The organism is Pseudarthrobacter sp. NIBRBAC000502771 (assembly GCF_006517215.1).
Taxonomy (GTDB): domain Bacteria; phylum Actinomycetota; class Actinomycetes; order Actinomycetales; family Micrococcaceae; genus Arthrobacter; species Arthrobacter niigatensis.
Genome location: NZ_CP041187.1, coordinates 2,361,734 through 2,380,955 on the forward strand (window position 1 = coordinate 2,361,734; position 19,222 = coordinate 2,380,955).

Below are 19,222 nucleotides of genomic sequence, written 5' to 3' on the forward strand. Positions count from 1 at the left end.
GGGAACCGGATTGGCGTGCGGAACGTTCAGGAGTAGCCCGGTGCCGCTTCCAGTCCGAAGTATTCCTCCAGCGTCCCGATGCCGCGGTTCAGCATGTCCGTTGCCGCCTCAACCCCTACGTACCGCAGGTGCCAGGGCTCGTAGTAGTACCCCGTGATGGGGTGCAGCATCCACGGGTAGCGCACCACGAATCCGAACCGGTGCCCGTTCGCCTTCGCCCACGTGGCCGCAGGCTGCTCTGCAAAGCACGGCTGGAAGCTGCAGGCGCCCCCGCCGTCCCCAGTGTCGAACGCCCACCCGGTCTGGTGCTCCGAGTGGCCGGGACGCGCGCTGGCGGTGTCGGCGTCGGCCTGTCCGCGCGACGCGACGTACCCGTTGTAGGTGGTCAGCTGGGTGCTGTACGAACGGTAGCCGCTGGCCAGGACCATCGCCACACCGTCCTGCGCGGCCGCCGCGAACATCGCCTCGGCCGCTGCTGCCGTGGTGCTGTTCAGCAGCGCCGCCTCACCTGCGGCGGAAATGGCGACGGTGGGACGCACCAGGTCGGCAGGCACATAGTCGGCCGGCTTCAAAGGCCGGTGCTTGTTCACGATGACCCAGGGGCTCGCCGGATCATCGAGCGAAAACTGCCGTGCCAAAGCTGCCGATGGCGACGGTGTGGGGGACGGCGCCTCAGGCGGCTGGCCCACGGTGGCCGCGTCCGCCGTCGGGCCCGCTGACGCGGTGGCGGCCGCAGGGGAGGGGGACGGGGACGGAGCAGCGGACGACGACGACGCCGCCTTGGGTGCCTCAGGCGCGCAGGCGGACAGGACAGTCAGCCCGGCCCCCGCAGCGAGGAAGCGCGTGAAGCTGCGCCGGCTGTGCGACCCGCATTCGTAGCACACCTGTGCTAAACCTTCCGGAGCAGCATGCGGCGGATGGAGTGGTCCGCGTCTTTGGTCAGCACCAGCTGCGCCCGGCCGCGGGTAGGCAGCACGTTCTCCTCCAGGTTGGGCTCGTTGATCCGCTTCCAGATGTCCCTTGCGGTGCTCTCTGCCTCATCGTCGGAGAGCGTGGCGTAGCGGTGGAAATAGGACTCCGGCTGCGCGAACGCGGTGCTCCGCAGCTTCCGGAACCGGTCCACGTACCACTCCTCGATATAGGAGGTCTTCGCGTCCACGTAGATGGAAAAGTCAAAGAAGTCGCTCAGGGCCAGGCCCTGCCGGCCGTCATGCCGGGGGCGGGCCGGAGCCAGGACGTTCAGGCCCTCGACGATCAGCACGTCCGGGCGGCGGACCACCACTTCCTTGCCGGGCACGATGTCGTACGTGACGTGCGAATACCAGGGCGCCCGGACTTCCTCGGCACCGCCCTTGATCTCGCTCACGAAGCGCAGCAGCGCCCGCCGGTCATAGGATTCCGGGAAGCCCTTCCGGTCCAGCAGCTGCCGGCGCTTGAGCTCGGCCAGCGGGTAGAGGAAACCGTCCGTGGTGATCAACTCGACGTTGGGGGTGCCCGGCCAGCGGCGCAGCATTTCCCGCAGCACACGGGCGATGGTGGACTTGCCCACCGCGACCGAGCCGGCCACGCCGATCACGAAGGGCGTGCGCTGGGTCTGCTCGCCAAGGAAGGTGGTGGTGGCCGCGTGCAGCTGTCCGGCAGCCTCCACATACAGGTGCAGGAGCCGTGACAGCGGCAGGTAGACGTCACTGACCTCCTTGATGTCCAAGGGGTCGCCGAGCCCGCGAAGGCGCAGCACGTCCTCTTCGTTGAGGGGCTGTTCCATCTGGGCTGCGAGCCGGGACCAGGTATGGCGGTCCAGCTCCACGAACGGCGAGGCACCCTCCCCGTTCGCTTCATTGCGTTGCGAAGTCACGCTAAAGATTCTGCCCCCCGCCCGGCCCATCGCGAAATGACGCCCCTGTTCAGCGCGGCGGCACCTGTCACGGGGGCGCTGCATCGCGGTCCTCCGGTTTAGAACAAGTGCCACGCGCCCGATAGTCTTGTCCCTATGTGTGGAATCGTGGGTTACGTAGGCCGTTCCGTGGACGGTGCAGTTAATGGTCACAGTGCGTTGGATGTTGTCCTTGAGGGGCTCCGCCGCCTGGAGTACCGCGGTTATGACTCTGCCGGTGTGGCTGTGGTGTCCCAGGGCGCTATCGAGTCGCGGAAGAAGTCCGGGAAGCTGAGCAACCTGATTGGCGAGCTGGAGGCCCGGCCGTTGCCGGAGACCCTGACCGGTATTGGCCACACACGGTGGGCTACGCACGGTGGGCCGACGGACCGCAACGCGCACCCGCACCTGGCCGATGGCGGCAAGCTCGCCGTGATCCACAACGGCATCATCGAAAACTTCGCCGAGCTCAAGCTGGAGCTGCTTGAAAAGGGCGTGACGTTCCTGTCCGAGACGGACACCGAGGTCGCTGCCGCGCTGCTGGCAGACATCCTGCGGAACAAGCTGGGCGGGGACACCGCCAACGGCGGCCTGACCAAGGCCATGGAGCTCGCCTGCCAGCGCCTGGAGGGCGCCTTCACGCTGCTGGCCGTGCACGCGGACCAGCCCGACGTCGTCGTAGCCGCCCGCCGCAACTCACCGCTGGTGGTGGGCCTGGGCGAGGGAGAGAACTTCCTGGGTTCGGACGTGTCCGGGTTCATCGACTACACCCGCCGCGCGGTGGAACTGGGCCAGGACCAGATCGTCACGATCACCGCCGATTCAGTGGAGATCACCGATTTCTACGGCAACCCGGCCTCCGGCAAGGAATACCACGTGGACTGGGACCCGGCCTCCGCGGAAAAGGGCGGCTTCTCCTCGTTCATGGAGAAGGAAATCCATGACCAGCCCGACGCCGTGGCGCAGACCCTGCTGGGACGTTCGGACATCAAGGGAAAGCTGACCCTGGATGAGTTGCGGATCGACCCGGAGCTGCTGAAGCAGGTCAACAAGATCATCGTCCTGGCCTGCGGCACCGCCGCGTATGCAGGCATGGTGGCGAAGTACGCGATCGAGAACTGGTGCCGGATCCCCACCGAAGTGGAGTTGGCACACGAGTTCCGTTACCGGGACCCGATCCTGGACCAGAACACCCTGGTGGTCTCCATCTCCCAGTCCGGCGAGACCATGGACACCCTGATGGCCGTCCGGTACGCCCGCGAACAGGGCGCGAAGACCATTTCGATCTGCAACACCAACGGCTCCACCATCCCGCGCGAGTCCGACGCCGTGCTGTACACGCACGCCGGCCCGGAGATCGCGGTGGCGTCCACCAAGGCGTTCCTGGCCCAGATCACGGCCGCCTACCTGCTGGGCCTGTACCTGGCGCAGCTGCGTGGGAACATCTTCTCCGGCCAGATCAAGGACGTCCTGGCGGACCTGAACAAGATCCCCGCCAAGATCCAGACCATCCTGGACAACGCCGGCCCGCTGCGTGAACTGGCCCGGTCTATGGCGCAGGAGAAGTCAGTGCTGTTCCTGGGCCGGCACGTGGGCTACCCCGTGGCCCTCGAGGGCGCGCTGAAGCTCAAGGAGATCGCGTACATCCACGCCGAAGGGTTCGCCGCCGGCGAGCTCAAGCACGGCCCGATCGCCCTGATCGATGAAGGCCAGCCGGTGTTCGTGGTGGTCCCGTCCCCGCGTGGGCGTGACTCGCTGCACTCCAAGGTGGTCTCCAACATCCAGGAAGTCCGTGCCCGGGGCGCCCGGACCCTGGTCATCGCCGAGGAAGGCGACGAGGCCGTGAAGGCCTACGCCGAGTACGTCTTCTACGTCCCCGAGACCCCCACGCTGCTGATGCCGCTGCTGACCACCGTCCCGCTGCAGATCTTCGCCGCGGAACTCGCCGCAGCCAAGGGCTACGACGTGGACCAGCCCCGCAACCTCGCCAAGAGCGTCACGGTCGAATAAACCCAATGGAACGCAGACCCCGGGCCAGAACGGCCCGGGGTTTCTGTTTGCCTAGCGGTTTTTGATGCTGCCTAGCCGGAACTGGATGATCCGTTCCGGGTCGTTCTCCGCCAACTTCAGCACCCGAACCTCAACGTCATAGCCGTCCAACTCATCGGCTGCGCTGCATGCTGTGTACATTCCGGTGACATTCGGAGGAAGGGGAGACGTTTCACAGTCCCCGTCCACTTTCCCGTCCAGCCCCGCCGCCACGGTTAGTTGGCGGATGGCGGAGGGAGCAGGGGGTTGCTGAGTCCTGTACTGGCGCCACATGCTGTCGCAAGGCACAGCGACAGGGACGCAGAAGAAGCCGCCGCTGACGTTTTCACCATCGGGTTCCCACCCGGCCAACGGATGGAGCCTGTCGGCGAGTGACACCATCCGGGCCGTTCCTAACACGTACGACGCCTGCAACACAAGAAACGGAGCAGCGATGACGGCGAGTGCGATCAGGACTCCTTTGAAAACCCTTCGCCAAGGTCTTCTCCTCCGTGGCGCCTGGGAGCCTATCGACTTGTCCATAGGGCATTATCTCCAGCAAATGGAAAAACGATGATACCTGGGGCCGGGCGGATCTGCGTAACTTTTACGCCGCCCCGGCCCCGGAGCCCCGGGTTCCCGGCGTGCGCTCCGCAAGATCGCCCCAAAAGTCACGCGTTTCCGCTGATGGCGGACAGCCCGAATGACCGGCGCGCACCAGCCTTCCCGCTGCAGCCGCCACCGTAGAATGGCACCCATGATCGTTGGCATCGGGGTAGACGTAGTAGACATCGAGCGGTTCGGGCGGCAGTTGGAGCGGACACCGGGTCTGCGGGACCGCCTGTTCGTGCCCGCGGAACGGGAACTGAACACCCGGTCCCTGGCCGCCCGGTTCGCCGCCAAGGAAGCGGTGGCCAAGGTCCTCGGTGCGCCCGCCGGCATGAACTGGCAGGACTGCTGGATCGGCCTGGACAGCAACGGGCCCACCGTCCAGGTCAAGGGAACGGTCCTTGCGGTGGCCGAGGCCAAGGGCGTCAAGCGCTGGCACCTGTCCATCAGCCACGACGGCGGCATCGCCACGGCCACGGTCCTGGCCGAAGGCTGACCAGGCCCCCGCCGCATGATCAGCGCCTACACCGGAACGCAGGTCCGGGCCGCCGAGGAGCCACTCCTCGCCGACGGACTGGGGGACGTGCTCATGCAGCGCGCCGCGCATGGCCTGGCCAACGCCGTCGTCAATGAACTTCGTTCACGCGGCAGCCGCCTGAACGGCGCCCGCGTGGTGGTGCTGGCAGGCAAGGGCAACAACGGTGGTGACGGGCTGTTCGCCGGCGCCTTTTTGGCCGCCCGGGGAATGCGTACGACGGCGGTCCTCACCGGGGACGCGGCCCACCAGGCCGGCCTGGCCGCACTTGAGCGCGCCGGCGGCAGGGTGCAGCGGCTCACGGACGCTGGACTTCCTGACCTGGCAGAAGAAGCCGCCCGGGCCGACGTCGTGATTGATGCCGTGCTGGGAACCGGCGCCAAGGGCGGCCTGCGGGGGAGCGCCGCAGCCCTCGTCCAGGCTGTCGCTGACGCGCACCGCCGCGGCTTTGTGGTGGCGTGCGACCTTCCCAGCGGCGTGGACGCGGACACCGGCGAGGCCGCCGCACCCATCCTCCCGGCCGACCTCACGGTCACGTTCGGCGGAGCGAAGAACGGCCTGCTCGCCGACCCCGGCGCGGACCACGCGGGCAGGGTGTTGGTGGTGCCCATCGGGATCGAGAAGCACCTGCCGGAGCCCTCCCTGCGCCGGCTCGAGGACGCTGACATGGCGCGCCTCCTGCCCCGCCCGTCCCGGCGGGCCCAGAAGTACTCCCGCGGCGTGCTGGGCGTGGTGGCGGGCTCCGAGGACTACCCCGGCGCGGCGGTGCTCGCCTGCCGCGGCGCCCTGGCCGCGGGAGTTGGCATGGTCAGGTACCTGGGGCCGCCGTCGGTGGCAGACCTGGTCCGCCAGTCGTGCCCCGAGGTTGTCTGCAGCACCGGGACCGTGGCTGGAAACCGCGTCCAGGCCTGGCTGGTGGGCTCCGGCCTGGGGCCGGAGGACCATGATCAACTGACCCGGGCACGGGACGCGATCGCGTCCGGCCTTCCGGTGGTGGCCGACGCCGGGGCGCTGCCGGCGCTCCCCGCCGTCCTGCCCCCGCACGTGGTGCTGACCCCGCACGCCGGGGAACTCGCATCGTTGTTCCAGCGGCTGGGCCGCCCTGAGGACCGTGAAGCGGTGGAGGCCGGAACGCTGGCAGCCGTGCGCAGCGCGGCAGAGCGCACCGGGGCTACCGTCCTGCTCAAAGGCGCCACCACGCTTGTGGCTGCACCGCAGGGCGCCATTTTCAGCCAGGCGGACGGCACGCCCTGGCTCGCCACGGCCGGCAGCGGGGATGTGCTGGCCGGCGTCATCGGTGCGCTGCTCGCCCAGTCAGGGGACGACGCCGGGCGCTTCAGTGCGTTGGGCATCGGCGCCGGCGCGCGGTGGGCCGCCATCGCAGCGCTGGGTGCTGCCCTGCACGGCCAGGCCGGGACGGCGGCGTCGGCGTCCGTGTCCGGCGGCCCGATCACCGCGGGACGTGTTGCGGAAGCACTACCCGAAATTTGGGGTAAAGTCAGCATGCTTAGTAAATATGGAGCCTGGAAACGTAATAGTCACAGCCAACCACTACGGTAGGCATTAGTTCGCACCAGCAGCAGGGGCGTTCCAATGCCGTCTGCTGCTGACCAAATAATGAGGAGCACGATGGAAGTCTGGCCTGGAACTGCCTACCCGCTGGGAGCTACCTTTGACGGCACCGGCACCAATTTCGCCCTGTTCAGCGAACGGGCGGAGCGGGTCGAGCTCTGCCTCCTGGCCGATGACTTGACCGAAACCAAGATCGAGCTGACCGAAGTGGACGGCTACGTGTGGCACTGCTACCTGCCCCACATCCAGCCCGGCCAGAAGTACGGCTACCGGGTGCACGGTCAGTACAACCCCGCCAGCGGTGACCGGTTCAACCCGAACAAGCTGCTCATGGACCCCTACGCAAAGGCCATCCAGGGCCAAATCGATTGGGACCCCGCGCTGTTCTCGTACGAATTCGGCGACCCTGATTCCCGCAACGACGCCGATTCCGCGCCGCACACCATGCACGGCGTGGTCATCAACCCGTTCTTCGAGTGGGACGGCGACCGCCAGCTGAAGATCCCGTACCACCAGTCGGTGATCTACGAAGCCCACGTCAAGGGCCTCACCGAACTGCACCCCGAGATCCCCGAGGAGCAGCGCGGCACCTACGCCGGCGTTTCCCACCCCGCCGTGATCGAGCACATGAAGAAGCTCGGCGTCACCGCCATCGAGCTCATGCCGGTCCACCAGTTCGTCAATGACGGCACCCTGGAAGAGAAGGGCCTCAACAACTACTGGGGCTACAACACCATCGGTTTCTTCGCCCCGCAGAACACCTACAGCTCCACGGGCGACGTGGGGCACCAGGTCCAGGAATTCAAGGCCATGGTCCGCGACCTGCACCGCGCCGGCATCGAAGTGATCCTCGACGTCGTCTACAACCACACGGCCGAAGGCAACCACCTGGGCCCCACGCTGTCCTTCAAGGGCATCGACAACCAGGCCTACTACCGGCTGGTGGACAACGACCTCAAGCACTACATGGACTACACGGGCACCGGCAACTCGCTCAACGTGCGCCACCCGCACTCCCTGCAGCTGCTCATGGATTCCCTGCGCTACTGGGTTACCGAGATGCACGTGGACGGCTTCCGCTTCGACCTCGCTTCCACCCTGGCCCGCGAGTTCTACGACGTGGACAAGCTCTCCACCTTCTTCGAACTCATCCAGCAGGACCCGGTAGTTTCCCAGGTGAAGCTGATCGCCGAGCCGTGGGACGTTGGACCCGGCGGCTACCAGGTGGGCAACTTCCCGCCGCAGTGGACGGAATGGAACGGCAAGTACCGCGACACCGTCCGTGACTTCTGGCGCGGTGAGCCCTCCACCCTGGGCGAGTTCGCTTCCCGCCTGACCGGCTCCGCCGACCTGTACGAGAGCTCCGCCCGGCGCCCGGTGGCCTCCATCAACTTCGTCACCGCCCACGACGGCTTCACCATGCGGGACCTGGTCTCCTACAACGAGAAGCACAACGAGGCCAACGGCGAAGGCAACAACGACGGCGAATCCCACAACCGTTCCTGGAACTGCGGCGTGGAGGGGGACACCGACGACGAGAAGGTGCTGACCCTCCGTGCCCGGCAGCAGCGGAACTTCATCGCCACGCTGCTGCTCTCCCAGGGTGTGCCCATGCTGCTCCACGGCGACGAACTGGGCCGCACGCAGCAGGGCAACAACAACACGTACTGCCAGGACTCCGAGCTCAGCTGGGTGCACTGGGAAGCCATGGACCAGCCGCTGGTGGAGTTCACGGCCTTCGTGAACAAGCTCCGCCACGACCACCCCACGTTCCGCCGCAGCCGCTTCTTCGACGGCCGCCCGGTGCGCCGTGGCGAAGGCGAGAAGCTGCCGGACATTGTCTGGCTCAAGACCGATGGCACCGAAATGCTGCCGGAGGACTGGGGGAGCGGCTTTGGCCGGACCATCGGCGTGTTCTACAACGGTGACGGCATCCAGGAACAGGACGCGCGCGGCCGCAGGATCACTGATGACAGCTTCCTCATGGCCTTCAACGCCCACGACGAGGATGTGGACTTCTGCGTTCCGTCCGACGAGTACTCGCAGTACTGGGAGGTCCTGGTCGACACCGCCGCCCAGGCCGACGCCTACGAGCCGCTCAAGGCCGGGGCCACCCTGACCCTGGACGCGAAGTCCATGGTGGTCCTGCGCGCCTACTCCGGCCCCGAAGCTGAAGTGGACACTTCCGCAGCCGCGTCCCTGGCCTCCATGGCCGAGCACGAGGAAGCCCAGGAGGAAATGGTGGAGGCCCAGACCAAGGCCGCGGAGGCGAGCGAGGCAAGGACAACGGGCACCGACGAGGACGCCAAGGCATGAGGACTCCGGTCTCCACCTACCGTTTGCAGATCCGCAGCAGCTTCACCCTCTTCGACGCCGCCGAAAAGGTCCCGTACCTCAAGGACCTCGGGGTGGACTGGGTGTACCTCTCGCCCATCCTCACCGCGGAGAAGGGCTCGGACCACGGCTACGACGTGACCGACCCCTCCGCGGTGGACCCGGACCGCGGCGGTCCGGAAGGCCTGCTGGCCCTCTCCAGGGCTGCCCGCGAGCACGGCATGGGCGTGCTGGTGGACATCGTGCCCAACCACGTGGGCGTTGCCACCCCGGTACAGAACCCGTGGTGGTGGTCCCTCCTCAAGGAAGGCCGCGAATCGCCGTACGCCGAAGCGTTCGACGTCGACTGGGACCTGGGCGGCGGAAAGGTCCGGCTGCCGATGCTCGGCTCGGACGCCGACCTGGACAAGCTCGAGGTCAAGGATGGCGAGCTCCGCTACTACGACCACCGGTTCCCGCTGGCCGAGGGCACGTACACCGAAGGGGACTCCCCGCAGGACGTCCACAGCCGCCAGCACTACCAGCTCATGGACTGGCGCCGTGCCGATGCCGAGCTGAACTACCGGCGCTTCTTCGCGGTCACCACCCTCGCCGGCATCCGGGTGGAAGAGCCGTCCGTCTTCGAGAAGGCCCATGCCGAGGTGGGCCGCTGGTTCACCGACGGCCTGGTGGACGGGCTCCGCGTGGACCACCCGGACGGGCTGGCCGACCCGGCCGGCTACCTCCGCTGGCTCAAGGACCTCAGCGGCGGCGCGTACGTCCTGGTGGAGAAGATCCTGGAACCGGGCGAAGTCCTGCCCCAGGACTTCGCCTGCGAAGGGACCACCGGCTACGACGCACTGGCGGACGTGGACCGGGTCTTCGTGGACCCCGCAGGGCAGCAGGCCCTGGATGCACTGGACGCTTCCTTGCGGGGAACGTCCGCGCCCGCCGACTACGCCGGGATGATCCGCGGCACCAAGCGCATGATCGCCGACGGCATCCTGCGCTCCGAGGTGCTGCGCCTGGCCCGGCTGGTCCCCGAGTCCCACGGGATCACCGTGGACCAGGCAGCCGACGCCATCGCGGAGATCATCGCGTCCTTCCCGGTCTACCGGTCCTACCTGCCGGTGGGAGCCGACGTCCTCAAGGAAGCCTGCGAGTCCGCCGCGGCGCACCGGCCGGACCTGGACGTAGCGGTGGGAACCCTCCTGCCGCTGCTGCTGGACCCCGCCAACCCCATCGCCGTCCGCTTTCAGCAGACCTCCGGCATGGTCATGGCCAAGGGCGTGGAGGACACGGCGTTCTACCGCTACACCCGCTTGGGCACCCTGACCGAGGTGGGTGCCGAGCCCACCGAGTTCGCGGTGGCACCGGAGGAATTCCACCAGCGCATGCAGCGGCGCCAACAGGAACTGCCGCTGTCCATGACCACCCTGTCCACCCACGACACCAAACGCAGCGAGGACGCCCGGGCCCGGATCTCGGTCATCGCCGAACTGCCGCAGGAGTGGGCGGAAACGCTGGAGGCGCTCCGCAGACTGGCGCCGATTCCGGACGGGCCGTACGAGAACCTGCTGTGGCAGGCGATCGTCGGCGCATGGCCTGCAAGCCGGGAGCGGCTGCAAGGCTATGCGGAAAAGGCAGCCAGGGAGGCCGGCAACTCCACCACCTGGACCGATCCCAACGAGGACTTCGAAGCGGCGGTAAAAGCCGCCGTCGACGCAGTCTTCGACGACGCCAAGGTGGCCAAGGTCGTGGGGGACTTCGTGGCCCGCATCGACGCCTTCTCGGCCGCGAATTCGGTGTCCGCGAAGCTGGTCCAGCTCACCATGCCGGGCGTGCCGGACGTCTACCAGGGCAGCGAGTTCTGGGAGCGGTCGCTGACCGACCCGGACAACCGCCGGCCCGTGGACTTCGCCGCACGGCAGGCAGAGCTGGCAAAGCTCGACGACGGTGAGTTGCCGGACGCGGGCACGGAGGCAAGCAAGCTGCTGGTCACCTCCCGGGCCCTGCGCCTTCGCCGGGACCGGCCGGAGCTGTTCCAGGGCTACACCCCGCTCGCCGCCACCGGCCCGGCCGCAGCGCACCTGCTCGCGTTTTCCCGCGGCACCTCGGCAGCCTCGTCCGGCGCGGTGACCCTGGCCACCCGGCTGCCCGCCGGCCTGAAAGCCGCCGGTGGGTGGCGGGACACCGCCGTCGAGCTTTCCGCTGCCATGCGCGACGAACTCACCGGTACCAGCCACGGTCCGGGGCCGGTTTCGGTGTCCGAAGTGCTGGGTACCTACCCCGTGGCCCTGTTGGTACCCGTGGATGGAGAAAAGGCATGACCCTGGTCAACGCAGGACCCGAGCGCTTCGACGTGTGGGCGCCGGAAGCTGCATCGGTAGTACTGCTGGCCGACGGCCGGCAGTACCCGATGCAAAAAAAGGAGACCGCGCCCGGCTCTGAAGGCTGGTGGACTGCGCCCGACGCCCCGGCCGGCGCCGACGTCGACTACGGCTACCTGCTGGACGGGGACAGCACCCCCATCCCGGATCCGCGGTCGCGCCGGCTCCCCGCCGGCGTGCACGAACAGTCCCGGACCTACGATCCCGCCGCACACCCGTGGCAGGACTCCGGCTGGCGCGGCAAGCACCTGCAGGGCTCCGTGATCTACGAACTCCACGTGGGCACCTTCACCCCCGAAGGAACCCTGGACGCCGCCGTGGACAAGCTGGGCTACCTGGCGGACCTGGGCATCGACTTCGTGGAACTGCTGCCGGTCAACGGATTCAACGGAACGCACAACTGGGGCTACGACGGTGTCCAGTGGTACGCCGTGCACGAGGGCTACGGCGGACCTGCCGCCTACCAGCGGTTCGTCGACGCCGCCCACGCGGCAGGGCTCGGCGTCATCCAGGACGTGGTGTACAACCACCTGGGACCCAGCGGCAACTACCTTCCCAAGTTCGGCCCGTACCTCAAACAGGGGGACGCCAACACCTGGGGCGATTCCGTAAACCTGGACGGCCCCGGCTCGGACGTGGTGCGCGAATACATCCTGGACAACGCCGCCCTGTGGCTGCGTGACTACCACGTGGACGGCCTCCGCCTGGACGCGGTGCACGCGCTGCGGGACGAGCGGGCCGTGCACATCCTGGAGGACCTAGGGGCCCTGGGCGACGCCATTTCGGCCGAAACCGGGCTGCCCAAGACCCTCATCGCGGAATCGGACCTCAACAACCCGCGCCTGATCTACCCCCGGGACGCCAACGGGTACGGCCTGGCCGGCCAGTGGAGCGACGACTTCCACCACGCGGTGCACGTCAACGTCAGCGGCGAAACCACCGGCTATTACTCCGACTTCGACTCCCTGGCCGTGCTGGCCAAGGTGCTCAAGGACGGGTTCCTGCACGACGGCAGCTACTCCAGCTTCCGCGGCCGGCACCACGGACGCCCCATCAACGCCTCGCTGGTGCACCCGGCGGCGCTGGTGGTCTGCAACCAGAACCATGACCAGATCGGCAACCGTGCCACGGGGGACAGGCTCTCCCAGTCCCTGTCCTATGGGCAGCTGGCCGTGGCCGCGGTGCTCACGCTGACCTCGCCGTTCACGCCCATGCTGTTCATGGGCGAGGAATACGGGGCCTCCACGCCGTGGCAGTTCTTCACCTCGCACCCCGAACCTGAGCTCGGCAAGGCCACCGCGGAAGGGCGCATCAGGGAGTTTGAGCGCATGGGGTGGGATCCCGCCGTCGTGCCCGATCCCCAGGACCCGGAAACCTTCCGCCGCTCCAAGCTGGACTGGGCCGAGGCTTCCACGGGTGACCATGCGCGGCTCCTGGAGCTGTACCGGTCCCTGACGGCGCTGCGCCGATCCCATCCGGACCTGGCCGGGCTTGGCTTCGGCGGCACCGACGTTTCGTTCGACGACGACGCCCGCTGGCTGCGGTTCCGGCGCGGTTCCGTCGAGGTGCTGGTGAACTTCTCCGACGCCAAGGTCCGGCTGGACGGTTCCGGCAGCGTCCTGCTGGCTACCGACGACGGAACCGGGTTGGACGGCGGGGCACTGGCCATGGCGCCCTGGAGTGCCGCGATCATCGCAACCCAACAGGAGGGACAGAACGCATGACCTACGCAGCAGCGGACAACCGCTATGAAACCATGCCCTACCGCCGGGTGGGCCGCAGCGGGCTCAAGCTCCCGGCCATCTCCTTGGGCCTGTGGCACAACTTCGGGGACGACAAGCGGTTCGAGGAACAGCGGGACATCCTCCGCCGTGCCTTCGACCTAGGTGTACTCAGTCAGTAGGTTGGTTGCACCTGCTGATGGGTGCTTTGCCTCCGAGGCTGCCGTGGGGCCGGTGGTTGTTGTAAAAGTCTAGCCATGGCTGCAGGGCGTCGGTCCGGGCTTGGTTGGATGTGAAGGGTTGCCGGTAGGCCCAGCCTTCTTGGAGGGTGCGGTTGAAGCGTTCTGCTTTGCCGTTCTGCCAGGGATGGCGGGGTTTGATCAGGATGTGTTTGGCGCCCAGTGCAGCCAGTGCGTCCTGGAAATCTTTCGATAACCGGTAGGCGAACGCGTTGTCGGTCATGACCCGCTTCACGGGTGCGCCGTTGGCTGCCATGGCGGTTGCGGCCCGGGTGAGGAACCCGGCGCAGGTGGGGCCTTTTTCGTCGGGCAGGACTTCGGCGTAGGCCAGACGGGTGTGGTCATCGACGGCGACGTGGATGTAGTCAAAACCGACCCGATTATGGCCTGTGGAGTGGTTGCGGGCGGATTGATTGGGGTCGGCCCGCCAACCTCCGCCGTCGGGAATCCGCCCTAGTTTCTTGACGTCGATATGGATCATGTCGCCTGGAGCGTCGCGTTCGTAGCGGCGGTCGGTGGCACGGGATGCCCGGATCCGTTCCCCGGTCACCGGGTCCAGGTCCCACAGCTTCGGCATACCCGCGCGGGCCAGGATCCGGGAGACCGTCCGGGCGCTGGTACCGCAGCGCAAGGCCAGGCCCGCTGGCCCTTCGCGGTGTTCAACGCGCTGGATCAGAACATCGGCAACAACTTCCGCGGAGGTCGCGTGCGGGCACGACCTTGGGCGGGAGCTGCGGTCCTCAAGACCGGCCCAGCCGTGCGTCCTGTACCTGCTGATCCAGCGGTGGGCGCAGGTCCGCGAGACACCCATCTCTTTGGCCACATGGGCCACGGGACGGCCTGCAAGGACGCGCTCGATAAGGATCCGCCTACCGTTCGGCGTCAGGCGGGCATTACGGTGGGACATGAAGACCTCTTAGTCGTTGGCTGTGTGTGGTAACCACCAACCTAAGAGGTCTTCACCTATTCACGATGTAACCAACGTCCTGACTCAGTACAACTAGGCGTCAACCACTTCGACCTCGCCAACAACTACGGGCCGCCCGCCGGATCGGCCGAAACCAACTTCGGCCGCCACCTGCGGGACGACTTCAAGCCCTACCGCGACGAACTGGTCATCTCCACCAAGGCCGGCTACTACATGTGGCCCGGCCCCTACGGCGAATGGGGTTCCCGCAAGTACCTGATCTCCAGCCTGGACCAGTCCCTGCAGCGGATGGGCCTGGACTACGTGGACATCTTCTACAGCCACCGGCCGGATCCCGAGACGCCCATGGAGGAAACCATGGGCGCCCTGGACTACGCTGTCCGCTCCGGCAAGGCCTTGTACGCGGGAATTTCCTCCTACACCCCCGAACAGACCCTCGAGGCCGCCCGCATCCTCAAGGAACTCGGGACGCCGCTGCTTATCCACCAGCCCAGCTACTCCATGCTGAACCGGTGGACCGAGGACGGCTCGCCCAACCTGTACGAGGTGCTGGACCAGGTGGGTGCCGGGTCCATCGCCTTCTCGCCCCTGGCGCAGGGGATGCTCACGGACCGCTACCTCCACGGCATCCCGGAAGACTCCCGGGCGGCGCAGCAGAAATCCCTGGACCAGGGCCTGATCACGGAGGAGAAACTGGACCGGGTCCGCGGACTGAGGAAGATCGCCGAGGGCCGCGGGCAGTCCCTGGCCCAGATGGCCATCGCCTGGATCCTGCGGGACCAGCCCAAGGGCTCACCCGTCACCTCGGCCCTGGTGGGCGCCTCAAGCGTCCGGCAGCTGGAGGACACCCTGTCCGCCATCAACAACCTCGACTTCTCCGGCGATGAACTGAACGCGATTGACGAGTTTGCCGTGGAATCCGATATCAACCTCTGGAAACAGGACGCCTAAGGCACACCTGTTTTCATTACACAGCGGGACCGGCGGAACAACGGCCGGTCCCGCTGTGTTGGGTAGTATGAAATGGCGCCGCGCGGCGCCAAGCCAGCCGGCCGCCGTCGTCCATTACTCGGAGGCCAACCAGGCCGGCTGACGTTTGTCCCCAAAGGAGTTCCGTGTCTTCACATCCCATCCGTGTTGCAATCGTTGGCGTGGGCAACTGCGCCGCCTCGCTGGTGCAGGGCGTCCACTACTACAAGGACGCCGACCCGGCCGAAACCATCCCGGGCCTGATGCACGTTGAGTTTGGCCAGTACCACGTGGGTGACGTTGAGTTCGTCGCCGCGTTCGATGTGGACGGCAAGAAGGTCGGCGTTGACCTTTCCGATGCCATCCTGGCCAGCGAGAACAACACCATCAAGATCGCCGACGTCCCTCCGACGGGCGTAACGGTCCAGCGCGGCCACACCCTGGACGGGCTGGGCAAGTACTACCTCGAGACCATCGAGCAGTCCACCGAAGAGCCCGTCGACGTGGTCCAGGCCCTGAAGGACGCCAAGGCTGACGTCCTGGTCTGCTACCTCCCGGTCGGTTCCCAGCAGGCCGCCGAGTTCTACGCCCAGGCTGCGATCGACGCCGGCGTGGCCTTCGTCAACGCCCTGCCCGTGTTCATTGCCGGCACCAAGGAGTGGGCTGACAAGTTCACCGCCGCTGGTGTCCCGATCGTGGGCGACGACATCAAGAGCCAGATCGGTGCCACCATCACCCACCGCGTGATGGCCAAGCTGTTCGAGGACCGGGGCGTCACCCTGGACCGGACCTACCAGCTGAACGTCGGCGGCAACATGGACTTCAAGAACATGCTGGAGCGTGACCGGCTGGAATCCAAGAAGATCTCCAAGACCCAGGCCGTGACCTCCAACGTGGAAGCCGAGCTGGCTGCCAAGGACGTGCACATCGGCCCGTCCGACTACGTCCAGTGGCTCGATGACCGCAAGTGGGCCTTCGTGCGCCTTGAAGGCCGGAACTTCGGCGACGCCCCGGTATCCCTGGAGTACAAGCTGGAGGTCTGGGATTCCCCCAACTCCGCCGGCGTGATCATCGATGCAATCCGTGCCGCGAAGATCGGCCTGGACCGCGGCATCGGCGGCCCGCTGCTCTCCGCCTCCAGCTACTTCATGAAGTCCCCGCCGGAGCAGTTCAACGACGACCTCGCCCGCGAGAAGGTCGAGGCCTTCATCCGCGGCGACCTGGAGCGCTAAACCGTCTTTCCCGGTGCCCGGACGCTCCCTCACCCTCACCGGGTGGGGGAGCGTCCTGCGTTAATACGCCCCACCACTTCTGGCCAGCTTTTTCGGGACGCCCCATCACTTCCTGCCGGCTTTTTCGGGATGCCCCATCACTTTTTGCCGGCTTTTTCGGGATGCCCCATCACTTTTTGCCGGCTTTTTCGGGACGCCCCATCACTTCCTGCCGGCCTTTTCGGGACGCCCCATCACTTTTTGCCGGCTTTTTTTGACGCCCCATCACTTCCCGTCCCCTGAGGAGCGTAAACACAGCGGCTGCGATTTTGGAGGCGGCGGTGGAGTTTTGTTTTTTACCCGCTTCCGGCAAAACCGGCCGAGTAGGATTGGTCAATCCACGCCGTGTAAAGGTGTCGTTTGATTGCCGCCACAGCTCGTTGAAAACCGTCCGTGGCATCGTCCTTGGTGAATACCAGAACCGTCCACCCAGCTGATTCGAAGGCTTTGTCGCGCCGTCGATCACTCAATCGCTGAGCCTCAAGAAGATGGTGACCGCCGTCGTACTGGACTGCAAGGCGCCGGTGACGGTAGCCCAGGTCGGCAGTAGGGGAAGCTGCATCATTCGGTCGAAGTGCGATCTGCAGGTCAGGGTCTGGCAGGTTCGCGTCAAGCATTGCCAGCCGCAGCATCGATTCCGGTGCCGAATCAGCGCCGACCCGCATAAGCTCCAAAGCTTCCCGGGCACGCACGACCCCCTGAAGATTAGGGTGCCGGCTGACTAGAGCGCTGAGACCCTCCAATGTGTCAAAGGGCTGTGACCTGGCTTCAAACTCCGCTCGAGGGATGCGAATGATTTGGTCTCCAAGGCAGACCAGCTCAGCCAGCGACAGCCGCCGGGCCAAGTCGAGCCAGGTTCGGGAACGGGTGCTGATGCGGATACCGTCGACAGTTTCGATTTCGTCGGCACTGGCAATGACCTTATGGGCAACCACACCTTTCCGGCGCACCGGCGGCAAATGCTTCGGTTTGCTCATATGCAGTTCAGTTGAATCCGACAGCCACGCGGGAAGCAGTTGACCGTGCAAACGCGCAGCTGTGACGTGCGAAACCCACGCACGTGGCGAAACTTCGGAGAGGACCCGTGCCGCGCCTTCCAACTCGAAGCTCCAAGCCGAGGGGCGGTACAACCGCCTGCTGACGTGGACCACGTCATCCTTCCGCAGCCGCTTCGCTGAAACACCGGCAGTCACCGCCGAGTCGTATGTGAACGGAGAGCTGGCCAGGGTCGACGGTAGATCAGCGCGCTTATGCATGCTGGCATTCTGGCGTAGAAGGCCAGACCCCTGCAGGAGTTATCCACAGGAACAGACCTGGATGGTTTCAAGGTGGTCGGGCGTTGGTGAGTTGGGGCGGGAGGTGATCGGGCGTTGGTGAGTTGGGGCGGGAGGTGATCGGGCGTTGTGGGGTTAGCCTCTGTTGGTGGACACCTGAAGTAGCGGGATCCTGGGATTCTGCGGGAAGGTGTTCTTGTGAGCACGACACGACGTAAATTCACTCCTGAGTATCGGCGGGAGGCTGCGCGTCTGGTGATTGATACGGGCAGGCCGGTCGCGCCGGTGGCCCGCGAACTGGGTCTGGGTGAGCAGTTGCTTGGCCGGTGGGTGGCTCAGGAGAGGGCGCGTTTGGCGGCTCCGGAGGAGTTCGCGGCGGCCGAGACGGAGAAGTCGGAGCTGGAGCGTTTGCGCCGGGAAAATGCGCAGTTGCGGATGGATAACGAGTTCTTGGGAAAAGCCGCAGCCTTCTTCGCCTCCAAGCAGCAGAATCGGAATGCTTCGAACTGATGGAGGCCGAGAAGGCCAACTATCCCGTCCAGCGGATGGCCCGGCTCTTGCGGGTGTCCCGGTCCGGGTTCTATGCCTGGCGCCAACGAGTCCATTCAGAAGCCACGGTTCGCGCCGCGGAGCGGGCGGATCTGGATGTGAAGGTCCGAAAGGCGCATGTGAAGTCATGCGGGACGTATGGGGCGCCCCGGATCCGCGCGGAGTTGGCCCGGAATGGGACCGCTGTTGACCGGAAGACCGTTGCGGCGTCCATGCGCCGGCAAGGCTTGGAAGGTATCTCGCCGCGCCGTTTCCGTCCGGTGCCTCCGGTCGGGGAGGTCCGGGTGCACTCCATTCCGGATCTGGTGGCCAGGAAGTGGGATACCGGGACCTTGGACGCGGTCTGGATCTCGGACATCACTTACCTTCGCACCGGCGAGGGCTGGGTGTATTTGTGTGCTGTCAGGGACGCCTGCTCCCGGCGGGTGATCGGCTGGGCGATGGACTCGGTCCAGACGGCCAGCCTGGTGGAACGCGCGCTGCGCATGGCTTACGTCCTGCGCGGCGGCGGCCCGGCCGGTGTCGTGTTCCATGCCGACCGCGGCACCCAGTACACCTGCGCCCAACTAAACGACGTCTGCGACAAGCTGGGCATTCTCCAATCCGTTGGCAGAACCGGCGTGTGCTGGGATAACGCGATGCAAGAATCGTTCTGGTCCACGCTCAAGACCGAGTTTTACGACCGCCGCCGCTGGGCAACCAGGCACGACGCGATCATGGCCACGGGGCGCTGGATCGAGGAGTTCTACAACCGCGTCCGATTGCACTCAGCTCTGGGCTTCAACACTCCTGTGGAGCACGAGCTACTGCTCTCCACAGCACAACCTCAGCCGGCACAAGCCGCCTGATCAACTGTCCACGATTTGCGGGCAACCCCAGTTGGTGAGTTGGGGCGGGAGGTGATCGGGCGTTGGTGAGTGGGCGGGAGGTGATCGGGCGTTGGTGAGTTGG

12 protein-coding genes and 2 pseudogenes are annotated in these 19,222 nt (G+C 66.3%); 10 read left to right on the forward strand and 4 right to left on the reverse strand.

Translation table 11 applies throughout. The features are described 5' to 3' along the window. Positions 1-26: 26 nt before the first annotated feature. Together NIBR502771_RS11145 and coaA are read right to left on the reverse strand one after the other, a co-directional pair. Positions 27-884: a D-alanyl-D-alanine carboxypeptidase family protein gene (locus NIBR502771_RS11145; RefSeq protein ID WP_141159805.1), complete on the reverse strand. Its 858-nt coding sequence runs from the start codon at positions 882-884 to the stop codon at positions 27-29. A 5-nt stretch (positions 885-889) separates the two neighbouring features. After that, on the reverse strand, positions 890-1,885 hold the full coding sequence (gene coaA / locus NIBR502771_RS11150) for a type I pantothenate kinase (RefSeq protein WP_210411210.1): 996 nt from the start codon (positions 1,883-1,885) through the stop codon (positions 890-892). Positions 1,886-1,990: 105 nt separating this feature from the next. On the opposite strand from coaA, the gene glmS reads away from it, so the two are divergent. The 7 genes and pseudogenes from glmS to NIBR502771_RS11185 all read left to right on the forward strand — a co-directional run. Next, on the forward strand, positions 1,991-3,883 hold the full coding sequence (gene glmS, locus NIBR502771_RS11155; RefSeq protein ID WP_141159807.1) for a glutamine--fructose-6-phosphate transaminase (isomerizing): 1,893 nt from the start codon (positions 1,991-1,993) through the stop codon (positions 3,881-3,883). A gap of 775 nt (positions 3,884-4,658) precedes the next feature. Continuing rightward, a complete protein-coding gene (locus NIBR502771_RS11160; RefSeq protein ID WP_141159808.1) occupies positions 4,659-5,006 on the forward strand; it encodes a holo-ACP synthase in 348 nt (115 codons plus the stop codon). A gap of 15 nt (positions 5,007-5,021) precedes the next feature. Next, positions 5,022-6,605 (forward strand): NAD(P)H-hydrate dehydratase, encoded by a 1,584-nt coding sequence (locus NIBR502771_RS11165; protein ID WP_141159809.1) that lies wholly within the window; start codon positions 5,022-5,024, stop codon positions 6,603-6,605. A 69-nt stretch (positions 6,606-6,674) separates the two neighbouring features. After that, on the forward strand, positions 6,675-8,933 hold the full coding sequence (glgX, locus tag NIBR502771_RS11170; protein ID WP_141159810.1) for a glycogen debranching protein GlgX: 2,259 nt from the start codon (positions 6,675-6,677) through the stop codon (positions 8,931-8,933). After that, on the forward strand, positions 8,930-11,260 hold the full coding sequence (treY, locus tag NIBR502771_RS11175; RefSeq protein ID WP_141159811.1) for a malto-oligosyltrehalose synthase: 2,331 nt from the start codon (positions 8,930-8,932) through the stop codon (positions 11,258-11,260). Before glgX ends, treY begins: the two co-directional genes overlap by 4 nt. Next, a complete protein-coding gene (gene treZ / locus NIBR502771_RS11180; protein ID WP_141159812.1) occupies positions 11,257-13,044 on the forward strand; it encodes a malto-oligosyltrehalose trehalohydrolase in 1,788 nt (595 codons plus the stop codon). Before treY ends, treZ begins: the two co-directional genes overlap by 4 nt. Continuing rightward, a pseudogene (locus tag NIBR502771_RS11185) lies at positions 13,041-13,211 on the forward strand (aldo/keto reductase); the annotation flags it as partial. The gene treZ and the pseudogene NIBR502771_RS11185, both read left to right, overlap by 4 nt. A gap of 1 nt (position 13,212) precedes the next feature. On the opposite strand, the gene NIBR502771_RS11190 reads toward NIBR502771_RS11185, so the two are convergent. Next, positions 13,213-14,187, reverse strand: a complete 975-nt coding sequence (locus NIBR502771_RS11190; RefSeq protein ID WP_141159813.1) for an IS481 family transposase — start codon at positions 14,185-14,187, stop codon at positions 13,213-13,215. Between the two features lie 93 nt (positions 14,188-14,280). On the opposite strand from NIBR502771_RS11190, the pseudogene NIBR502771_RS11195 reads away from it, so the two are divergent. Together NIBR502771_RS11195 and NIBR502771_RS11200 are read left to right on the forward strand one after the other, a co-directional pair. Further along, a pseudogene (locus tag NIBR502771_RS11195) lies at positions 14,281-15,159 on the forward strand (aldo/keto reductase); the annotation flags it as partial. Between the two features lie 164 nt (positions 15,160-15,323). Then, complete coding sequence (locus NIBR502771_RS11200) at positions 15,324-16,409, forward strand: inositol-3-phosphate synthase (protein ID WP_141159814.1); 1,086 nt, start codon at positions 15,324-15,326, stop codon at positions 16,407-16,409. A gap of 335 nt (positions 16,410-16,744) precedes the next feature. On the opposite strand, the gene NIBR502771_RS11205 is transcribed toward NIBR502771_RS11200, so the two are convergent. After that, a complete protein-coding gene (locus NIBR502771_RS11205; RefSeq protein WP_141159815.1) occupies positions 16,745-17,704 on the reverse strand; it encodes a DUF559 domain-containing protein in 960 nt (319 codons plus the stop codon). 216 nt (positions 17,705-17,920) lie between these two features. Here NIBR502771_RS11205 and NIBR502771_RS11210 point away from each other — a divergent pair. Further along, a protein-coding gene (locus NIBR502771_RS11210; RefSeq protein ID WP_246839647.1) for an IS3 family transposase occupies positions 17,921-19,119 on the forward strand; the annotation gives its coding sequence in 2 pieces (ribosomal slippage) (positions 17,921-18,188 and positions 18,188-19,119; 1,200 coding nt in all). Positions 19,120-19,222 lie beyond the last annotated feature (103 nt).

Bases quoted from the DNA above. Each gene is read 5' to 3' on its own strand.
- treZ (WP_141159812.1), top strand. From the start codon at position 11,257: ATGACCCTGGTCAACGCAGGACCCGAGCGCTTCGACGTGTGGGCGCCG.
- glgX (WP_141159810.1), top strand. From the start codon at position 6,675: ATGGAAGTCTGGCCTGGAACTGCCTACCCGCTGGGAGCTACCTTTGAC.
- NIBR502771_RS11205 (WP_141159815.1), bottom strand. From the start codon at position 17,704: ATGCATAAGCGCGCTGATCTACCGTCGACCCTGGCCAGCTCTCCGTTC.
- treY (WP_141159811.1), top strand. From the start codon at position 8,930: ATGAGGACTCCGGTCTCCACCTACCGTTTGCAGATCCGCAGCAGCTTC.
- glmS (WP_141159807.1), top strand. From the start codon at position 1,991: ATGTGTGGAATCGTGGGTTACGTAGGCCGTTCCGTGGACGGTGCAGTT.
- coaA (WP_210411210.1), bottom strand. From the start codon at position 1,885: ATGGGCCGGGCGGGGGGCAGAATCTTTAGCGTGACTTCGCAACGCAAT.
- NIBR502771_RS11165 (WP_141159809.1), top strand. From the start codon at position 5,022: ATGATCAGCGCCTACACCGGAACGCAGGTCCGGGCCGCCGAGGAGCCA.
- NIBR502771_RS11160 (WP_141159808.1), top strand. From the start codon at position 4,659: ATGATCGTTGGCATCGGGGTAGACGTAGTAGACATCGAGCGGTTCGGG.
- NIBR502771_RS11190 (WP_141159813.1), bottom strand. From the start codon at position 14,187: ATGTCCCACCGTAATGCCCGCCTGACGCCGAACGGTAGGCGGATCCTT.